Here is a 17,429-nt window from a genome sequence, read left to right as displayed (position 1 = left end):
ACCTGTTCCACATCTACACCCTCCAAAGAGATTTGAGGGGCGAAGATGTCCAGGCCTGAATTCCCCAGCGATATTTCGCGAGAAGATTTCGAGAAGGTGCGCCCGATGCTGGAAGCGGCGCGGCGCAAGACGCGTCCCCGCAAGCACGACCTGTACGACGTGTTCTGCGCGGTGCTGTACTTCCTCGACAGTGGCGCCGCGTGGCGCAGCCTGCCGCCGGTGTTCCCGCCGTGGCGCACGGTGCACGAGTACTTCACCCAATGGACGCTGACGCGTGGCGACGAGCCGAACCTGCTCGAGCGCGCGCTGGAGCTGGCCGGGCGCGGCGCCGCGATCGAGCAGCTGCGCAAGCGGATGGGTAGTCCTGACGGGTGAGTCGCTGTAGCGTTGTAGCAAGCAGGTCAGGTGGCCGAACTGCGGCCTGAACGGATTACTGCGCCGCCGGCGCCGCCGGCGTCACGCGCGCATTCGCGTCCTGTTCGAACACCAGCTTCTTCTCCGCGTCGAGCCTGAACGCGCCGAGCCGCTGGCCCAGCTCCTCGGTGGTCGGCTCGGTCAGCCGCGTGCAGCCGCCCGTCTCGATGCGCATCACCTGCTTGCCGACCCGTACCGAGTAGACGTTTTCGCCGGCCCCGTACAGCTCGACCTCGACCTCGGCCAGCGGCAGCGTCATCATCGGGAACTGGCGCTGGCACTCGGGCAGGTGCGCCGCCACCAGCTTGACCACGACGTCGCTGTTCCAGAAGTATTCCTGCTCGGCGCGCACCGACAGCGAATGGGCCGGGCCGTCGATGTAGTAGCTGGCCGACGACCGGACGCAACCTGCCAGCAGCAGCGGCGTCAGTACGAGTAAAAGGATGCGTTTCATGGCGTGTCCGTCGGTGCGTTATCGGGGAAATTTCCCCACGCAGTATAGATTGCCTGTTGCGAATAGCGCAACCGCCTACTTCTTGCGCCAGAACTTGTCCATCAGCGGCTTGACGCTGGTGCCATGCACGATGATCGACAGCGCGATCACGATCGCGGTGATCTGGATCAGGTCGCGCGTCAGCGTCGCCGGCAAGCCGTGGTTGATCGCGTACATCAGGTAGTAGATCGAGCCGATGCCGCGCACGCCGAACCAGCCGATGATCAGGCGCACGCGCATCGTCGTGTCGCTGCCCATCAGGCCCAGCATCACGCTCAGCGGGCGCGCCACGACGAACAGGAACAGCGCGGTGCCGCAGGTGCGCCAGTTCCAGTCCTGCAAGGTCAGCATGCCGCCGATCAGCAGCACCAGGGTCAGCTCCGACAAGCGCTCAAGGTGTTCCTTGAACACCAGCGATTCGGCGCTGACCGTCAGCGGCTGCGGCGTGTCCGGCACCTCGTCGTTGGCCGGATCGGCCTTCGGATCGTCCGGCACCAGCAGGCCTTGGCGGTTCTTGTGCGCGCCCACCAGCAGCAGTTCGGTCTGGCGCAGCGCCACGCCGGCGAAAAACACCGCCAGGAAGCCCCACGCCTTGCACAGCACGCAGACGCCGTAGACGACCGCGATCAGGCCCAGGCCGACCAGGTCGTCGAGCACGTCGTGCTTCGGATCCTTGTTGCGCAGCGCCCAGCTCAGGTTGCCGAGCATGGCGCCGCCGGCCCAGCCGATCGCCACCGCGCCGAGGGTGGCCCAGACGACGTCGATGATCGCCCATTTCCACACGAAGTCGCTGCCGAGCTCGCCGGCGCCCAGCAGGGCGAGGCCGAGCATCACGAACGGAAACGCCGAGCCGTCGTTCATGCCCGCTTCGGACGTCAGCGTGAAGCGCAGCTTGTCGTAGTCGCCGGCGTGACGGACCTGGACGTCGGTGGCCAGCACCGGATCGGTCGGCGCCAGGATCGCGCCGAGCAAAACGCCGGCGCCGAGCGGCATGTTCAGCACGTAGTAGCAGAACGCCGCCACCAGGCCGACCGTGATCGACATCGACAGCCATGCCAGGCGGATCGACGGCCCCCAGCGCTTGAAGGTCATCGGCACCGGCATCTTGACGCCGGCCGAGAACAGCGAGATCAGCACCGCGATTTCGGTGGCCACTTCCAGCACGTGCGACTGCTTGATCGCATCGAACGTGAAAATGCCAAGCACCATTGGACCGAGAATGATGCCGGCCATCAGGTAGACGATGGCCGAGGTGACGGGCAAGCGCGAGATGGTGGTCGCCGCCATGCCGCGCGCGAGCATCAGCATGCCGATCAGGATGAACCAGTGGGTAGTCGTCATTGCGGCCTTGGGGATTCGGTGCGAATGTCGATTCTACAATTAATGCGTTTTGCTAACCGCGCGGTTGACCGTGGCCACGGCGTCACTGCACAAATGCACCCAGGGATTGATATTGTTCAAGCCGCGAAGCCTCAGCCGCTAATTCAAGCCGATTCTCAGACGCACCGCAAAACAACTTTCATTCATTGCCCGAGTGTTGAGTTTTGTGCTTGCAATAAACTTTTCCCAGAGGAATACGCTATGTCCGACTTCTACCAGAGCTTCCGGCAAAACATGGACGGTGTCGGCTTGCCCGCCCCGCAGGTGCTGTTCGGCACTTTCCAGGCGGCGGTTGGCAACATCGCCACGCTGCTCGGCCAGATCGACAAGTTGGGCAAAGCTGCCACGATCGGCGACATCATCGGCGAGGGCACCAGGCTGGAGGGGCTGTCGGGGATTGCCGCATGCAGTGCCGTGTACTATGCCGGCGCCGTGATCGGCAGCCTGGCCGTGGCCAGCGGCACGTCGTCCGGCACGGCGCTGGCCGATGTGCTGTTCACCGCCAAGAAAAACAAGCTCGACCGCAAGTGGCTGCCGGCCACGCTGCAGCGCTGGCCGGGCGTGTACGACCAGAAGCTCAAGGCCAGCCGCAACAACCTGCGCGCCAGGGTCTTCGCCTGATCAAATTTCGCGGGGACCCCATTGCGATAAACAGCGGCTTACTTCGCCGACACCAGATACTTCAAATACGCTCCCTGGCCATAGAAGATCGCGCTGTCGTCGACCAGCCCCTCGCGCTTGTAAATTGCGTGCACCTTCGGCAGATTGCCGAACGATACGCCAGGATGCATGTGGTGATACACGTGCAGGCCGAAATTAAGATCCGGGAACACGATCCGCTGCCACCAGTTCGGCTGCAGCAGTGGCGTTGTTTCGTGGATCGAACCATCTTCGATGTTGTACTCGTGCTCGGCGACGGCGATCCAGCGCACCAGCACCTGCGTCACCGTCACGATCGGCAGCACCCAGTAAATCAGGAAAGCCGTCCAGCCGCCAACGATCGTCAGCACCGCGGCGAGCGTGGCGAAGAACGCGATGCGCACCCACTTCGGCGTCGGATTGCGGCGCGTGAATTCGGCCGTGCCGTGCGCCTTCTTGCCGCGGATCAGGCGGATCACATTAAACCCCGTCACGTCGCGCAGCACGATGCCCAGCAGCTGGCGCGGCTTCATCGGGAACGTCCACTCGGCGCCGGCCTTGCGGATAAAGTCAGGATCGTCCTTCGTGAAGCAGTACTTGTGGTGCGACAGGTGCACCTTCGCATAATCCTCCACCGTGGTGACGAACAGCGGATACACCGCGAACACGTTGATGATCCAGTCGGCGTATTTACTGCGCAGGCCCAGGCGGTGCACCTGTTCGTGCAGCAGCAGCGCCAGCACCATCTGCCGCGTGCTGATCAAGAATGCGCACACCAGCGTCACCGCCAGGTGATCGAAATACACGCCGATCCCGATCAGCGCGGCGATCGACAGCCAGGTCAGCGCCAGTTCCGCGGCAAAGCGGGCAGGGCGCGCACCGGACATCGCCATGATCTCGCGCTTGGCGGCCGAAGACAGCGCGCTGGCATCGGCCAGCACCGCCGGGCGCAGCGGCCCGCTCGCGGATTCCGCCGCGCCGGCAGGGTAATACAGGGCATTCGTTTTCATCGTTTCATTCCTGGATAAAGCGCACTGACAGACAAGGATGGATTATGCAAATGATATTGCGCCGCGACGCCGATCAAAATGACAAGAAGAGGCGCTTTTCCGCGGCTGCTTAATGAATTGTTATCAATCCGGCAGGCGGCATACAATGGTGTTTTCAGCTTCGACGCTTAAGAATCCATGGCCCACCTTCACCCCGCAGGCTGGCGCGAAATGTCCGTTACCGGCGCCGCCGCCCGAGAAATCGAGACTCTCGTCTACCTCGAGGCCAGCCTGGCTGACACGCCGTACAGCATCTACCACGGCGTACACTGGACCAATGTGGAAAAGGGCTTCTCCGCGTATGGCGAAATCGACTTCATCGTCGTCGCGCCGAACGGGCGCATCCTGCTGATCGAGCAGAAGTCCGGCTTTCTGACCGAGACGCCGGAAGGCCTGGTCAAGAGCTATCACGGCAAGGCGCGCAACGTGCGCAACCAGATCCTGCGCGCCATCGACGGCCTGACGCGGCGCTTCGGCGATGCCCCGCTGTCCATCGACTACCTGCTGTATTGCCCCGACTACCACGTGCGCGACCCGCACCTGGCCGGCATCGACCCGCGCCACATCATCGACGCCGACGACAAGCATCGCCTGGCCGACGTCATCCGCGAAACGCTGCCGATCACCGCGCCCGACGACCAGTTCGAAAAAGTCGCGCGCTTCCTCGGCGACACGCTCAGTCTGCGGCCCGACCCCAGCGCCATGATCGGCAGCGCCCAGCAGATGGTGACGCGCCTGTCCGGCGGCCTGGCGACGTGGGCGCGCCGGCTCGAGTTTGCGCCGTACCGTCTGCGTGTGGTCGGCACCGCCGGCAGCGGCAAGACCCAGTTGGCGCTGGCCGAATACAGCGCCGCCATCGATGCCGGCCTGCGCCCGCTGTACGTCTGCTACAACCGGCCGCTGGCCGACCACATCGAGCGCCTGGTGCCGGCCGGCGGCCGCGTGGCCACCTTCCACATGCTGGGCGACGCCTTCATGCGCGCGCGCGGCGAATCGCCCGACTACCGCTCCGGCGCCATCTGGAGCGAGATGGAGACCGTGCTGGCCACGGCCGACCTGCCCGAGACGTGGAAGTACGACGTCCTGATCGTCGACGAAGGCCAGGATTTTTCGATTGGGTGGCGCGACATCTTGCTGCGCATGCTGAAGGACGGCGGGCGCGCCATCTGGCTGGAGGACCCGACCCAGAACCTGTACGGGCGCGACATGGTGCCGCTGCCTGGCTGGGTGACGCTGCATTCGCACACCAACTACCGCAGTCCGCGCCAGATCGTCGACATGCTCGCCGCGATCGGCTCGGCGCGCCAGCCGGTGGAAGCGGCCAGCCCGTTCGAAGGCGCCGACATCGAAGTGCTGGCCTACGCCGAGGGCGACATCGACGCCATGATCGCGCAGACCAAGCACGCCATCACGCTGTGCCTTGCGGCCGGCTTCGCGCGCCACGACATTGCGATCGCGTCGTTTCGCGGCCGCGAAAAATCGACGCTGCTCGGGTTGGACACGCTAGGCGACGCGCACACGCTGAAGTCTTTCACCGGCGAGTACGACCTGTTCGGCAATCCGGTATTTCGCGAAGGCGGCTTGCTGGCCGAGTCGGTGTACCGCTTCAAGGGCCAGTCCGCGCCGGCGGTGATTTTTACCGAGATCGACTTCGAAGAGATCGAAGAGCTAACGTTCCGCAAGCTATTCGTCGGCATGACGCGCGCGCGCCTGAAGCTGGTGCTGGTCCTGAGCGAACGCGCCGCCGCCCAGCTGCTCGAGCGCATGGGCCCTCCGGCTTAGGGGGCCGACCTCGGTTCACCTGCCGCACACCTGCTGAGCACTTAATCAGCGCTATTGAATTCGCCAGGCTGCCGGCAGACATTGCCGTGCTCTGGACGTTCGACGTCGAAAGCCTCGTCACGCCCTCAAGCTGCAAGCATCCAATGGCCAATCCACCCTCCATTCCATCACCTTGCAATTCATTCATTGCAACAACGCAAGTTTTCGTGGAAGCTTGCATACCGACTAGAATATCTGCAACGAGCTGCGGCAACCCGCGCCGATTCCCACCAGGAGCTGTAAAGATGGCAACAACGAATCCCGAATCCGCACCGAGCGCGGTCGACGTCCAACTGAACGCCGCCGCCGCCGCCGTCGAGGCTGGCGATTCCGCCACAGCCCTGCAGATCTACCATGACCTGGCCGAGCTAAACAACGCCACTGCCCAATTCAACATCGGCGTAATGTGCGAAGGTCTCGAGCCGGACCTGGCCGACGCTGTGCGCTGGTACCGCCTGGCCGCCGACAACGGCAGCGCCATGGCGCAATACAACCTTGGCCTCATGTACGACCAGGGCCGCGGTGTGGAGCAGGACAACAAGCAGGCGCTGGAACTGTTCAGCCGCGCCGCTGGCCTTGGTCATGCCGCCGCACAAACCAACCTGGGCGTAATGTACGACAGCGGCCAGGGCGTGCCGCAGGACGTGGAAAAGGCCGCCGAGATGTTCCAGCGCGCCGCCGCCCAAGGCAACGCGGTCGCGCAGTGCAACCTGGCGTCGATGTACTTCCACGGCATTGGCGTGGAGCAGAACTTCGAGCAGGCGCTGACTTTATATGCGATGTCGGCGGATCAGGGGAACGCGACCGCGCAGGCGAAGGTGGATGAGATTTTTGAGGTGCTAGAAGCGGCGGCGCGTGATGGTGCAGATGGTGCCGCCACCTGATTTTATACACGGCGTTGTGTTTGCCCAGAACTTATCGCCCGCAAAGCTGTGATTGCTTCTGTGTTAGATTCAGTAAGAAAAGCATCACGCTATATTTCAAATGAAGATCTCGGCTGTCGCCTGCGGGCTGGACGCATTAAACCCGGAACTAGGCCCCGCCGCAACAATTGTGCCGTTGTCTAGACGGTGTGCCCGCGTCGCTTCTTCGCCAAGATGAGATGCTGCCCGTGATGACATTCCGGCCTGTAGGTGTCTGAGGTTACTATCGAACCTATGCGCTTGATGTGCGCGGTCCAAGGATCTAGTCGAAATCGACAAACTCGTCCGTTTTTTCGACGACCGGCTCAGGGACCTCAAGAATTAGCCGCCTAATGCTTTGATAAAGATGAATTTTAAACTCATCCCGATCGATTGAATGGTGGCAACGCATATGACAATTTGGACATAAAGCCACCGCATTTGTAACTTTATCAGACCCCCGTTTGGACAGTGGCAATACATGGTGAACTTCGAGATAGGGCAGTCCATCGCGCCCAGCGAAATGCGCTTGAGCTTCGCAACCCTCGCAAATTCCTTTCGATATCATTAGAACCCACGCTTTAACGGCCGGGTCCCTTACGTAGGTCTTGACGTTCTTGTTCGCTGACTCCGGAGCGGGCGAGCCCATTGGGAAGTTGAGATCGTTTCGCTTTCGAAGGCTTGAAACTCTCATCTCAAGCACGTCTCGATCTGCAGTCTTAACATAGACTTCAAAACTTAGCAGACCTCTACCATACAGCAACGCGATGATTCGGGGTTTTACACCGGATCCAACGTTTCGCGCAGGAACGCAATTAGGAATGAGCGGGTATTTTAAATCATATAAAACAGAAGAGATATTTTGCAACCGCAACTCCACTGACCGCCAAGAGCGATTTGGGAGAGAAGTTTCTTGGAGCGTCGTAATGACATCTTTCAACCGGTAAGGAGTTGCGGTGAGTTCATCTCGAAGTGCGTGGAGGTAAGCTTCAACTGCGCAGCTAAGCTCCTGGTCAGTCCAGTCAAACACTTTCTTTTTTGTCTGCTCGACAGATATTTTTTGCATAAAGGGCGTGAATTGATTAAATTCAAGCCCAAGTCTAACACGTGTTCAATATCTATAAATCATCCGTCGGGTACGCGCCCAATGGGCCATCCGGCCCTGCTCAGCGAGCGCCGTTGGTGCTAGTTCGGCAGCCATTCTGCCTGGCTAATAGTTGTCGGGAACGGTAACAAAGTCTCGTGCGCAGCGCTAAGCAAGGGGGGCCGCTACGCGCCCGCCTAATGTCAGCCAACTGCGGCGGTTCTACGTCGTACCACCTCGACAATTCGGCGCACTGCGCCTGGTAGATCGTCTTGTATTTCGCACTGCCACACAAAGACCGGCTCCCATTCTGACCCGATTAACAAATCTTTATTTCGCTCATCTCGTTCAATATTTGCTGCAAATTTTGAAAGCCAAAACTCTTGCCGAGTTTTGGGCGTGCTGGCAAGCCGACAATTTAAATGGCGATGCCAAAAGCAACCGTGCACGAAGACGGCTACTCGCGCGTTAACAAATACTATGTCCGGCCTGCCTGGCAGCGATGGCGAGTGAAGGCGATAGCGCAGTCCTTGCCGGTGTAATTCCCGCCTAATCGCGAGCTCGGGCCCCGTGTCTCGTTGGCGAACGGCACGCATAATGCGACTCCGAGTAATCGCATCAACTGAGTCCATCAATAGCCTGTCAGGGCAGCCAACACAGCCGCGTATCCCAGCCAGCAAGGCACAGCATCACCAATCCACTTCGTCAACGCCTTCTTAGAAGGTGCAGTCCCATCCACGGTGAAGTCGTAGGTGTCTGGAAAACCCTGAATACGCGCCGCTTCTCGCGCGGTCAGGACCCGGCGTTGGGACGGGTGAATGTACCTGCCGCGCCCCGGTGTCATGAAACCAGTGGTTATTGTTTGAGACGGTTTGTCCCATGAAAGACGTCCATACACTGAGGGATATGTGTGGCCATTTTTGTGGCAATCAGGCCGTTGGAGATCTGGGAGCTCATATAGATCGTGTTCGAATAGATAGTCGATACGAGAACGGTTTTCCGGTGACAGAACAGGTGCGTCGTCCATGAATGAACGATGAGGTGCAATCGCTAAGTCTTGGATAATTTCGCGCAGTGTCATCGGCGGCTGGCGAAGTAAGCCTGCAACCTCTCCTACTGGGACATGAGCGGTACGCCCTTTTGTAGCGATGAGGAAGTGGCGCTTTCGTGTCTGCGCTGCACCCAATTCCGTCGCGCTAAGGACCGCCGTGCTCACGCAGTATCCGGCCTGCCTTAGAATTTTGGAAGCAGCACCTACAACATTAGTCTTATCGGCCAAAACGTCGGGCACGTTTTCAATAACCAGGGCTCGCGTGCGAAGGGCGATAGCGGCTGCCGCAACGCTAACGTAGAGCATATTGCGCGGGTCACTGCGTCGCGTATGGTTGTTAAGGTTGGAATGCCCCTGACATGGCGGGCCGGCGAGAACTAGGTCAACTTTCCCGACAAGCGCTTCGAGGCGGCCGTCCACCAGTTCCGGTTCATAGGCTAGCTCAGCGTCCTCTCCACGACCATATATGTGATAGTCCACAACGGACGCCGCGTTTGTCGCGAGGGCTGCTTGGGGCTTGAAGTTTCGTGAATAAACTCCTAACGCCTCCGCGTCCACATCTACTGCTGCCAGCGGGACGTGATTCATCCCACAAGCTTCAATAGCGCGCGCCGCGCCGACGCTAAGCCCACCTGAACCGCAAAAAAAGTCCACGGTGTGGATAGCGCCGACACGTTCGATTTCGGTTGGTGTCCCGCGGAGTTGCTGGGCCCACCACTGATGGGAAAGTGGGCTATTTGCATCAATATCACCGCAGGCGACACTTGAAACACCTCGCAGCGAACCCGCGGAGACTGTTCGTGTGATACCGCCGGGGGTGCGTTGAAACGTTTCAGAAAACAATTCCAAATTACTTGCCCTTCTTTAGGTCTAGACTCAATTCGTACACAAGGGCATCAGCCTGTTCCGTGGATAGGTACTCAAACACGACGTTAGCACGCATTCGCCTCAACCTCTTTGCAAGCATGCGCACGCCATTCGGATCCTCGCCACCAGCAAGTTTCTTTGCCGTCTTGTTTTGTGTTGTCAATTTGCCCGCTTGCAGTTTAAGCAAGGCGCGTACTATGCTTCTAGCATTTGCGTAGCCTTGACGCAGTAAATGAGAGCGCCAAAGATCTTGATCACCCATCTTTGCTAACGCATATGGTTCAGTGCCGGGTGTCTTCCCGAGGTCCGCACGCAGCCAGAGCCTAAAAAACATGTTTTCCGCGCGAGTACCTATACCGTAGTTCGCATTTTGCGCGGGTCTGCCGGCGGTGCCAAACCGCCATTCTACTATGTCTGCGAGCAAATCTACCGCGAGCCAAGTCCAGAAATCATGGTCCGCCCGGACACGTCGGTCCACGTTGGCGAGACCTGCGTGGACAATACCACAGGCCTCGCTTTCAAACCTTCCGCCCTGTGGATCTCGCTTCGTCAGCTTCTCAGGAAATTTTTTCTTTAGAAGCAGCAGCTTCGTCCGGAGATCTTGGAGCGGCGCGTTTGACATCGCATCCCCCGTGCCGGCGGTTCGCCTGATGTCGTCAAGAGTGACACTATCGTTCTCAAGTTGACGGGCCTTTAAGTACCTGAGTGCGTCGTCTGCGTGAATTATTGGAAATTGACTCACGTTATCTCCTTTGCGCAGCGCTGATGAGCGCGCGTGATAGCTCAATATCGGCTTGAACGACAGCCCTCAGCATAGATCCGGCAGTCTCACCGGCTAATATCCGTAACCTTTCAGGTGAGATGCCTGTCGATTTAGTGAGCTTTGCAGTAACTACGTCAAGGATACTATTGGAAGTCACAGGCGTGCCTGTCCCGAGGTTGGAGTAACCAGTTGCCATTACAGTTGTGACCACGTCTACGTATATTGCCCTGATGAGAGCTTTGGCCATTGGTGATTCCTCGTCTTTGGCTAGCGCAGCGTGAACGTCTTTCGCAAGACTAACTTTGACCAGATCCGGCAGGTTCTCGCAGCTTTGGTTCAGGTCCGGATCACTAATTTCGACTAGGTATGTTGTATTGTGGGGCAGCTGTCTTTTCTCAAAATACTCGGGCTCGACAGCGTCAATGGCAAAAGACGCTGTATCGCGCGGATTTCCGACGCTAAAAGATTTCCTGGCAACCCACGAGCCTACCCGATGTGCCGTACCAACTTCACCATTGCGCGGTTCGCAAAGGACAACTGCGATGTGGACTCGAGTCTCTCCTGCCCACGACATCGTTGAGACCAATTCGTTGTTTAGTTCAAGGATCTTCGCGCCAGAGTCCAACTCAGAAAACGGTACGTTGGCAGCTACGCAGCTATCTTTGAACGCACGATCCTCAAGGGTTACCACCAGGCTTAGAGCGGCCATTGGAACCCCCACGAGCTCTTCGAAGTTCAAAGGCGCGACTGGAACTTTCACGGCAATTGCGAGGCGGTCCTGTTCAATGGAGGATATCTGGATCGTTTCTGCAGCCTTGAACTCTTCATCCGCATAAAGGCGCAACCCGACTTCGGCCAGGTATTCAACGGCGGACCGGAACGGCCTTACGGGCCTCGATTCTTGCCGCTGCCATTTCGTTTTTGATTTCATACCCATCAGATTTCCTCCACGAGAACTTGCACGTGCGTAGTCCAGTCGGGCGCGTAAGGTTGAGATTTAAACGAAAATAGTGGGTTTAAACTTCGTTGAAGTTCAAAGACTATGCCTCCATCGGCGCCCTTTATGCCGGTGCCATTTAACTCGTCGCTTTGTAGCTCGACTGGTATGGGATCCTCCTTGGACAATCCTTCATCTTCCTGCACTAGGCAATTAACTCTGACCGACACTTTGACCTTATCCCTATCAGAATTTTCCGCCAGCGCAACCCGGAAGGTGCCTTGAGTTGCAATAGCCTGCTGGTCAGCAATGACGTGCGGATCATCGACAAAACGTATGCTGATCGGGTCGCTCGGGCTGCCTCCCTCGCCTCCCGGACCCGAAGTCGGCGGACGAAACAGTCCACCGAGCAATTTCTCCAAGGTCTTTAGCCGTAACTCTTGCTTAGGCGCTTCAGGAGCGGCGTCCCTGGCGAAAGTCTTCATCCCGATTTTTAGTCGCTGAAGGATGGTTATGACCGTCTCTCGCGCTTCTGGTGCCAGTTCGGACAAGCGTCCCGACTTTGCATCCCATTTGTCATGGCAGGCCGGCTCGGAGCGTTTTAGGTAATTGTCTATTTCGGGTGCAGCCACAAACGTCCCGACGCATGGTAGCGGTAAAGTCCCTCCCACATTCATGTATTCAATGACCATCCTGGGAGCGCGAACCAAGGCCACACACCCTAGTTTGGACTGCAAGCGCTCGTCTAGGATTCCATTATCGCTTACCACCGTGTAACCAAAGTTACCAAGCGGCATATCGTTCATTTTATTAAATGGCCCTGTCTTGTGATGTTGATCCACCGGCATGCTTCTACCGATCGCGAGATCAAAGCACTCGATAAAGGGACGAAGGTCGGCACGCTTCCTGGGGCGCGGCGGGGCGAGACGCTGATCTTGCTCATACAGAGCTATGTCAAGACCGAGCTCGTCATCCAAAAGGCGGGGCCACCACCACTCTTCAATGGAATCGCGCAGTATTTCACATTCAACACCGCAGTCAATCAAAAGCAAGGACGTGCCGCGGTCATTTTCTTCGCGTTTCTTAAATCCTAGACGCTCAGCAAAAGCATGGGCGTCAGCATCGACCAACGGGTCAACGGCCGCACCCTTATTCTTGGGCTTACCAAACCAAGCGCGGCCACTGTATTCTTCTTCCTTGTACTCGTGCTGGTTAAAGTAACTGCAACCCATCAAACGCGCATGGTTCTTTTCGGGAACACCGCTTAGCGCCGGGTCAAAGACACTGTATGCAACGATAGTGTGTATCCGACTATTAGAGGAGTACACAGACTTCCCGAAACCGTACGACCCGCCGGAGCCTTCTGCTTCGTTAACCTTGGCATCATCGCCAAGAGAAAGGAGCAACCGGAAGAAGTGAGACTTTGACTTTGAAGGCGAGCCGTGAAGTCCGCAAGTTCCATAGTCCTCAATAAAGAGTAACTGAAGCGATTTCTTAGGATCTTTGAGTGAGTCTAAGCATGTATCACGCGGAAGCTTTAAGTCCGCGCGATGCGTTGTGATGGCCGGTGAAAGACCCATCGCCGCAACAAATTCGGCCTTTGCCTTCCCTTTTAGAGTAACGCGCCTAAACTCTACACGGACTTTTTCGCCCTTAACGCCCGCATCAACGCTGTTTTGAATTGCCTCTCGGGCGAGCACCGCTGCAGGCTCCATTCCTGTGCCCAGCAATGGATTCGTGAACGCCCCACCTGTAGCGCCGCCCATTTCTGGCGTTCGTTCAAATACCCAGCTTTGCTTATCCATCCAGATTTCCCTCACAGCTTGAACTTCGGTTGATTCTTCAGCACGCCAGCGGCAAAGCGCCCCTTGAGAAGTTTTATTTCCTGTTCCAACGCAGTGACGATGCGGTGGGCGTCATCGTGCGTATACGTGTAGTTATGCGTATTTGACAAATTCCCGATGAGTCGGAGTTCGTGAATTGCCCTAGACACTCTTTTTTCAGCCAGGGCTACAAATCGCTCGCGCTTATCCGCCATCATGATCTCCGCACACAAACCAAAAATAGAAGCTACATTTTAAATATGTAGGGCGCAAAGTCAACATCTTATTTTGCTCAAAGGCAAACACGCTGATGGATGCGCTCGGTGAATCCTCACTATGTTCTTCAACGGCGCACGCCATGTGTGCGGGTGGGAACCATAGTTCACTAGGTAGATCCGGGCTCGCCCGCGTGCAAAGCGATTGTGTTTTCCACGCGATTTCACCTAAACGCTGGCGCAGCGCCGACATGTGGCAAAGCGGCGTTCGGGTTCGATCAATGACACCCGACATCAATGACACCCGGCAGTGCGCCACAAAAAAAATGATCAGAGAGCTGATGCCGCAGTGAAAACCCGATTGTCTAGCGGTCGGGCTCGAGTGGAAGATCAAGTCAAGGGTGCAGCTTGAGGTAAGCGCTTGCTACCTGAAGCAAACGGCAATTTCATCAACGAGGGCTCCCAGTGCCGCGGGGACCTGCTGGGATATACTGATCTGACGGGAAACATGTTTCGCAAATGCGCCCTTATTAAAGTCGGCTATTTTATTTAGCACCATCATGCGGATATCGACGTTTGTGATCTTTTCCTCGATAAGGTCGATCAAAGATTGTGTTTTGTCCATTCTATGGGAGTTTAGCGTTAATAGTTCACCTCCCCTTTCTTCAATCCAATTTTTTGTTTTCGCATGGATCCATGCTTCCGTACCGCAAGCCTCTTCAATTCCGAAAGGGATAACTAAGCCAGAGGTTTTGATTTTTCGAATTTCGTCGCCGGCGACGTTCTTTTTTCCGACGATCAGACACTTCACTTTGCCTTCTTTTCCAATCGCTTCTAAGGACTTAACCACGGATAATTTCGCCTGCTGTCCAGCTTCGTCATCGTCGAAAAGCGCTACGGTTACGCCTTTGAAGTCTGTAAGGGCGGCGCGCGCCACGCAGCATCCCACGACCAGTTAGCACCGGCGTTCAAGCCATCTTTTGTGATAATCTCGAGATCCAAATCCGGCCACTGTACGGCAAGCGCGGCGCGGATGATAATTTTATCCGTAGCGCCCTCCACATAAAGCGCCGGTCTACCTGTCAAAAGCGTGGACGCCTCCACCGAGGCCAGTTGTGCCATAAATTTGTCGCGTTCATCAACTGCTTGCTTTAAATACGGTTCAACGAAAGGCATTAGTCCAAGTTGAGCGTCAACGATAATGGATGAGCTTTCCGATTTTAGGCTTGTCTGCCCGTCAGCTCGGGTCGCGATGAGTATATTCTCGTCACGTTTTGCCTCGGCGTAAAACGCCGGCGAATGAGTACTTACTAGTATTTGTATAGATTTGCTATATGTAGCAAATTCATCTGCGACCTCGATTTGCTTTAGTAGCTCCAAATTGTTCTCGGGTTCTTCAAACGCCCAGATCGTCTCAGGGGTCGTTTTTCCCCGGACAGAATTCTTTTTTCGCTGATCCGCCAGGAATTTCAGTATCACAGGGATGTGCCTACCCTGGATTCCATCCCCGCGGAATTGTAAAGGCGTGCTTGTATGACTATCGGACGCCTGAAAATCCAATACTTCGAAGAGCGAGCCGAGATCGCTTGGCAACGAAAACTCGGTCCTAAGCTGCAACAAACGATGCGACTCGGACTCAATACTCTTCACCTCCGCACGTAAACCCGCCAAAAACCCTTTCGATGCGCTATTTAGTTTCCCGCTTACAGTTTCGGCAAGCGTGTTGTAAAGTCGTCGTTTCAGCACAACAAAGAAATGTTTCCCTCGTATTGCCGGAACATATTCGAATGCTATGTGACGAGCCCAATAATCTATTCGCGAGTTCCTCGAGAACTGTTGGCGATCCTTTCGGACGATCTGGTCGATAAATGGCTCGCGCGAATCCTCTCGATAAACTTTCTTCCAGATTATGGTGCCGCTGTCCATGTAATGACTGGGTGGCTCCAGTTCTATCTCGATTATTATTTCTTTTGCTTTGCGGCTTACCACTTTTGCCAACTGACTAAAGTCCATGCCAAAGTTTAATGGTTCACCTGGATCCGTCTGCCCAGTAAAAAATACATTTAGGGCCCGGAGGAAGTTACTTTTCCCGGAGTCGTTTAGGCCTACAAGCGCAACATAGTTACCCAGCTTCACATTCACCTCTACCAATGATCGGAAGTTTTTAATCTTCACTCGACTAATGTACATTGAAATCCTCAAGGGCTATATTCCAGAGCTTCGGAGATAGTGCTTAAAGCGGGCGTAGCCAGCATTTATGCGCAGTGGAGTAGCATTCTAATAAAGAAGGCGCATTGACGGGGCTTTTTTTATGACGCAAAGCAGGATTAGTCAGGTACCGCGCTTGAGGACGGTAGGGCGCTCGCTTTTTTGATTTCATTGAAAGTGACTAGCGCCCAATGCCACGCATGGGGCCGGCCCTTCGAGTGTACAGCCTAAAGTCAGGTTTATACGCACTGCGTTCGGCAGCGGTTTCCTGGTTCTGATGCTACCTTTTCGCAGGGGCGGCGCTGCCCAAGGACGTTGCTGAAATCATCATCAAGCGAGAGAGCTGGAATCATTTTGAGGCGAAATCCGGGTCCTTATAGGCGGCATGTGAACGGGTTTAGAGGATGCAATAAGGCGGTCGCGCAAAGGAACTGACAGAGAGCTTGCGCAGCTAAATAAGAAGTACGCCGAAGACGCAGTAGTCGCAGAAAGCTGGGCATTTGCGAGCCAATATCAAGGCTGCTCGGCGGCCATCTCGATCAGCTGGATTGGGCTGAGGGGCCGGCGCCCCCCGGCGCCCCCCCGGCGCTCACCGGGATACTCTGCCCTCGCATTTGTAAATCAATCTTTGTCACGCGCCAGGATTTTCCTTACTTCGGTGGTGGCGATGCCCGATCGCACGGCCTTGCCGTCGTTATTGGCCTATTGGCGTACGGCGACGCTGGAGACGAACGCATTGTCGCCGGCGCAAAAATAGCGGCGGGCCAGCTCACGTCGGTCATTGCGTCAGCTCAAGTTGGGGTTTCCCGACAGCAGCATGATGCTGAGTCAGGCCGACCGGAGAGCCGAATGAAATCGACCGTTTGCATACTGTTTTTCCTGAGTCTGCTTAGTCCAATGTGTGCTGCGCAACCTGCCAAAGTTGCGCCCCGCATGACAGGCCAACAGCTTGTCGACCAGTTCTTGGGGCCGCCGGAAGAGTACGGGAAAATGAGCGGGCGCACATACACGTACCACCAGCTCGCGCAGGGATACCTGGACGGCATCAACGACGCGACCGAAGGAAAGCTCTGGTGTTACACGGGCCGTTGGAAGCCGCACGAGCGAGACAGCGCGCTGATCCTGGAACTGTCGAAGTTGCCGGCAGCTACCCTCAAAGGCAACGCAGCGCCGCTGGTGCTCGAATTTCTCATCAAGAAGTACCCCTGTCACACCTCTCCCAACCCCAATCAGTGAGACTGCAATGAAACCTAGATTTGCGGCGGTCGCCGCTGCCTATCCGACAAGCCCTCCCCACGATACCGCGGCACTTTTTCGCATGATCGGATGGGAGGACTTGGTTACCAATGGAAATTATGAAAACACCTGCGCTATTCGGGTCAGCATCGCGCTTGCCAGTGCAGGCGTCCGAATTCCAGGGCGAATGAGTATCAGGAAGGGGACGCTGAAGGGTCGATTGATCGAGCCTGGTCAAGCGCGTCTGTCGATGATTCTCGCACGCCGGAATATGCTCGGGGCACCAGAGAAATTCAAAGGCTCGCCTGCCGCCGAAAGGGGAATAGGGATGCGGTGCGGGATCGTATCGTTTTGGCGCATTTATCCGACGCGTGTCGGCGACAATCAAGGGCATATCGACGTGGTCTCGCCAAACGAGTATAGCTTCCTGACTTGCAAAAATCACTGCTATTTTGGCGCAGCGGAGATTTGGTTTTGGCCGCTGCGATGACATTGCTTTCAGATGGGCAGGCGCGCCGACTTGCATTAGTGGTCGAGCCATCTGGCT

The 17,429-nt window shown here is 56.8% G+C and carries 17 protein-coding genes and 1 pseudogene; 6 read left to right on the top strand and 12 right to left on the bottom strand.

Going from position 1 to position 17,429, the window contains the following annotated elements; genetic code table 11:
• Nucleotides 1–45: 45 nt before the first annotated feature.
• Nucleotides 46–321: pseudogene (locus CR105_RS00340) on the top strand (transposase); the annotation flags it as partial.
• Between the two features lie 109 nt (nucleotides 322–430).
• Here CR105_RS00340 and CR105_RS00335 read toward each other — a convergent pair.
• Both CR105_RS00335 and CR105_RS00330 read right to left on the bottom strand, forming a co-directional pair.
• Nucleotides 431–868: a hypothetical protein gene (locus CR105_RS00335; protein WP_099786447.1), complete on the bottom strand. Its 438-nt coding sequence runs from the start codon at nucleotides 866–868 to the stop codon at nucleotides 431–433.
• Nucleotides 869–943: 75 nt separating this feature from the next.
• Nucleotides 944–2,248, bottom strand: coding sequence for a cation:proton antiporter (locus tag CR105_RS00330; RefSeq protein ID WP_099786446.1), 1,305 nt, complete (start codon nucleotides 2,246–2,248; stop codon nucleotides 944–946).
• Between the two features lie 240 nt (nucleotides 2,249–2,488).
• Between CR105_RS00330 and CR105_RS00325 the strand changes: the two genes are divergently transcribed.
• On the top strand, nucleotides 2,489–2,908 hold the full coding sequence (locus tag CR105_RS00325; RefSeq protein ID WP_099786445.1) for a hypothetical protein: 420 nt from the start codon (nucleotides 2,489–2,491) through the stop codon (nucleotides 2,906–2,908).
• 38 nt (nucleotides 2,909–2,946) lie between these two features.
• Here CR105_RS00325 and CR105_RS00320 read toward each other — a convergent pair whose 3' ends face one another.
• A complete protein-coding gene (locus CR105_RS00320) occupies nucleotides 2,947–3,936 on the bottom strand; it encodes a fatty acid desaturase family protein (RefSeq protein WP_099786444.1) in 990 nt (329 codons plus the stop codon).
• A gap of 177 nt (nucleotides 3,937–4,113) precedes the next feature.
• On the opposite strand from CR105_RS00320, the gene CR105_RS00315 reads away from it, so the two are divergent.
• Both CR105_RS00315 and CR105_RS00310 read left to right on the top strand, forming a co-directional pair.
• Nucleotides 4,114–5,757: an ATP-binding domain-containing protein gene (locus tag CR105_RS00315; RefSeq protein ID WP_099786443.1), complete on the top strand. Its 1,644-nt coding sequence runs from the start codon at nucleotides 4,114–4,116 to the stop codon at nucleotides 5,755–5,757.
• Nucleotides 5,758–6,041: 284 nt separating this feature from the next.
• Nucleotides 6,042–6,680 carry a tetratricopeptide repeat protein gene (locus CR105_RS00310; RefSeq protein WP_180288046.1) on the top strand — a complete coding sequence of 213 codons (639 nt, stop codon included), beginning with the start codon at nucleotides 6,042–6,044 and terminating at the stop codon, nucleotides 6,678–6,680.
• Between the two features lie 301 nt (nucleotides 6,681–6,981).
• On the opposite strand, the gene CR105_RS00305 is transcribed toward CR105_RS00310, so the two are convergent.
• The 9 genes from CR105_RS00305 to CR105_RS00265 all read right to left on the bottom strand — a co-directional run bounded on the left by CR105_RS00305 (nucleotide 6,982) and on the right by CR105_RS00265 (nucleotide 15,628).
• The gene (locus tag CR105_RS00305; RefSeq protein WP_099786441.1) at nucleotides 6,982–7,764 is read right to left on the bottom strand and encodes an HNH endonuclease; all 783 of its coding nucleotides are present in this window, start codon (nucleotides 7,762–7,764) and stop codon (nucleotides 6,982–6,984) included.
• Nucleotides 7,765–7,985: 221 nt separating this feature from the next.
• Nucleotides 7,986–8,414: a very short patch repair endonuclease gene (locus tag CR105_RS00300; RefSeq protein WP_099786440.1), complete on the bottom strand. Its 429-nt coding sequence runs from the start codon at nucleotides 8,412–8,414 to the stop codon at nucleotides 7,986–7,988.
• Entirely contained in the window at nucleotides 8,414–9,682 is a 1,269-nt protein-coding gene (locus CR105_RS00295; protein ID WP_099786439.1) for a DNA cytosine methyltransferase, read from the bottom strand. Before CR105_RS00295 ends, CR105_RS00300 begins: the two co-directional genes overlap by 1 nt.
• 1 nt (nucleotide 9,683) lies before the next feature.
• Nucleotides 9,684–10,442, bottom strand: coding sequence for a DUF6339 family protein (locus tag CR105_RS00290; protein ID WP_099786438.1), 759 nt, complete (start codon nucleotides 10,440–10,442; stop codon nucleotides 9,684–9,686).
• Nucleotide 10,443: 1 nt separating this feature from the next.
• A complete protein-coding gene (locus tag CR105_RS00285) occupies nucleotides 10,444–11,400 on the bottom strand; it encodes a hypothetical protein (protein ID WP_099786437.1) in 957 nt (318 codons plus the stop codon).
• Nucleotides 11,400–13,205, bottom strand: a complete 1,806-nt coding sequence (locus CR105_RS00280; protein ID WP_131021621.1) for a hypothetical protein — start codon at nucleotides 13,203–13,205, stop codon at nucleotides 11,400–11,402. Before CR105_RS00280 ends, CR105_RS00285 begins: the two co-directional genes overlap by 1 nt.
• Nucleotides 13,206–13,216: 11 nt before the next feature.
• Nucleotides 13,217–13,441, bottom strand: a complete 225-nt coding sequence (locus CR105_RS00275; protein ID WP_218968639.1) for a hypothetical protein — start codon at nucleotides 13,439–13,441, stop codon at nucleotides 13,217–13,219.
• A 421-nt stretch (nucleotides 13,442–13,862) separates the two neighbouring features.
• On the bottom strand, nucleotides 13,863–14,375 hold the full coding sequence (locus tag CR105_RS27655; protein ID WP_131021620.1) for a hypothetical protein: 513 nt from the start codon (nucleotides 14,373–14,375) through the stop codon (nucleotides 13,863–13,865).
• A complete protein-coding gene (locus tag CR105_RS00265) occupies nucleotides 14,339–15,628 on the bottom strand; it encodes an ATP-dependent nuclease (RefSeq protein ID WP_099786434.1) in 1,290 nt (429 codons plus the stop codon). The genes CR105_RS27655 and CR105_RS00265 overlap by 37 nt, the downstream gene beginning before the upstream one ends.
• 867 nt (nucleotides 15,629–16,495) lie before the next feature.
• Between CR105_RS00265 and CR105_RS00260 the strand changes: the two genes are divergently transcribed.
• A complete protein-coding gene (locus tag CR105_RS00260) occupies nucleotides 16,496–16,882 on the top strand; it encodes a Rap1a/Tai family immunity protein (RefSeq protein WP_131021619.1) in 387 nt (128 codons plus the stop codon).
• A gap of 7 nt (nucleotides 16,883–16,889) precedes the next feature.
• Complete coding sequence (locus CR105_RS00255) at nucleotides 16,890–17,372, top strand: T6SS effector amidase Tae4 family protein (RefSeq protein ID WP_099786432.1); 483 nt, start codon at nucleotides 16,890–16,892, stop codon at nucleotides 17,370–17,372.
• The last annotated feature ends 57 nt before the right edge of the window (nucleotides 17,373–17,429 follow it).

It is taken from the genome of Massilia eurypsychrophila (assembly GCF_002760655.1).
In the GTDB taxonomy this organism is placed as follows: Bacteria; Pseudomonadota; Gammaproteobacteria; order Burkholderiales; family Burkholderiaceae_D; genus JAFCUW01.
This window is presented reverse-complemented; position numbering and strand designations above follow the sequence as displayed.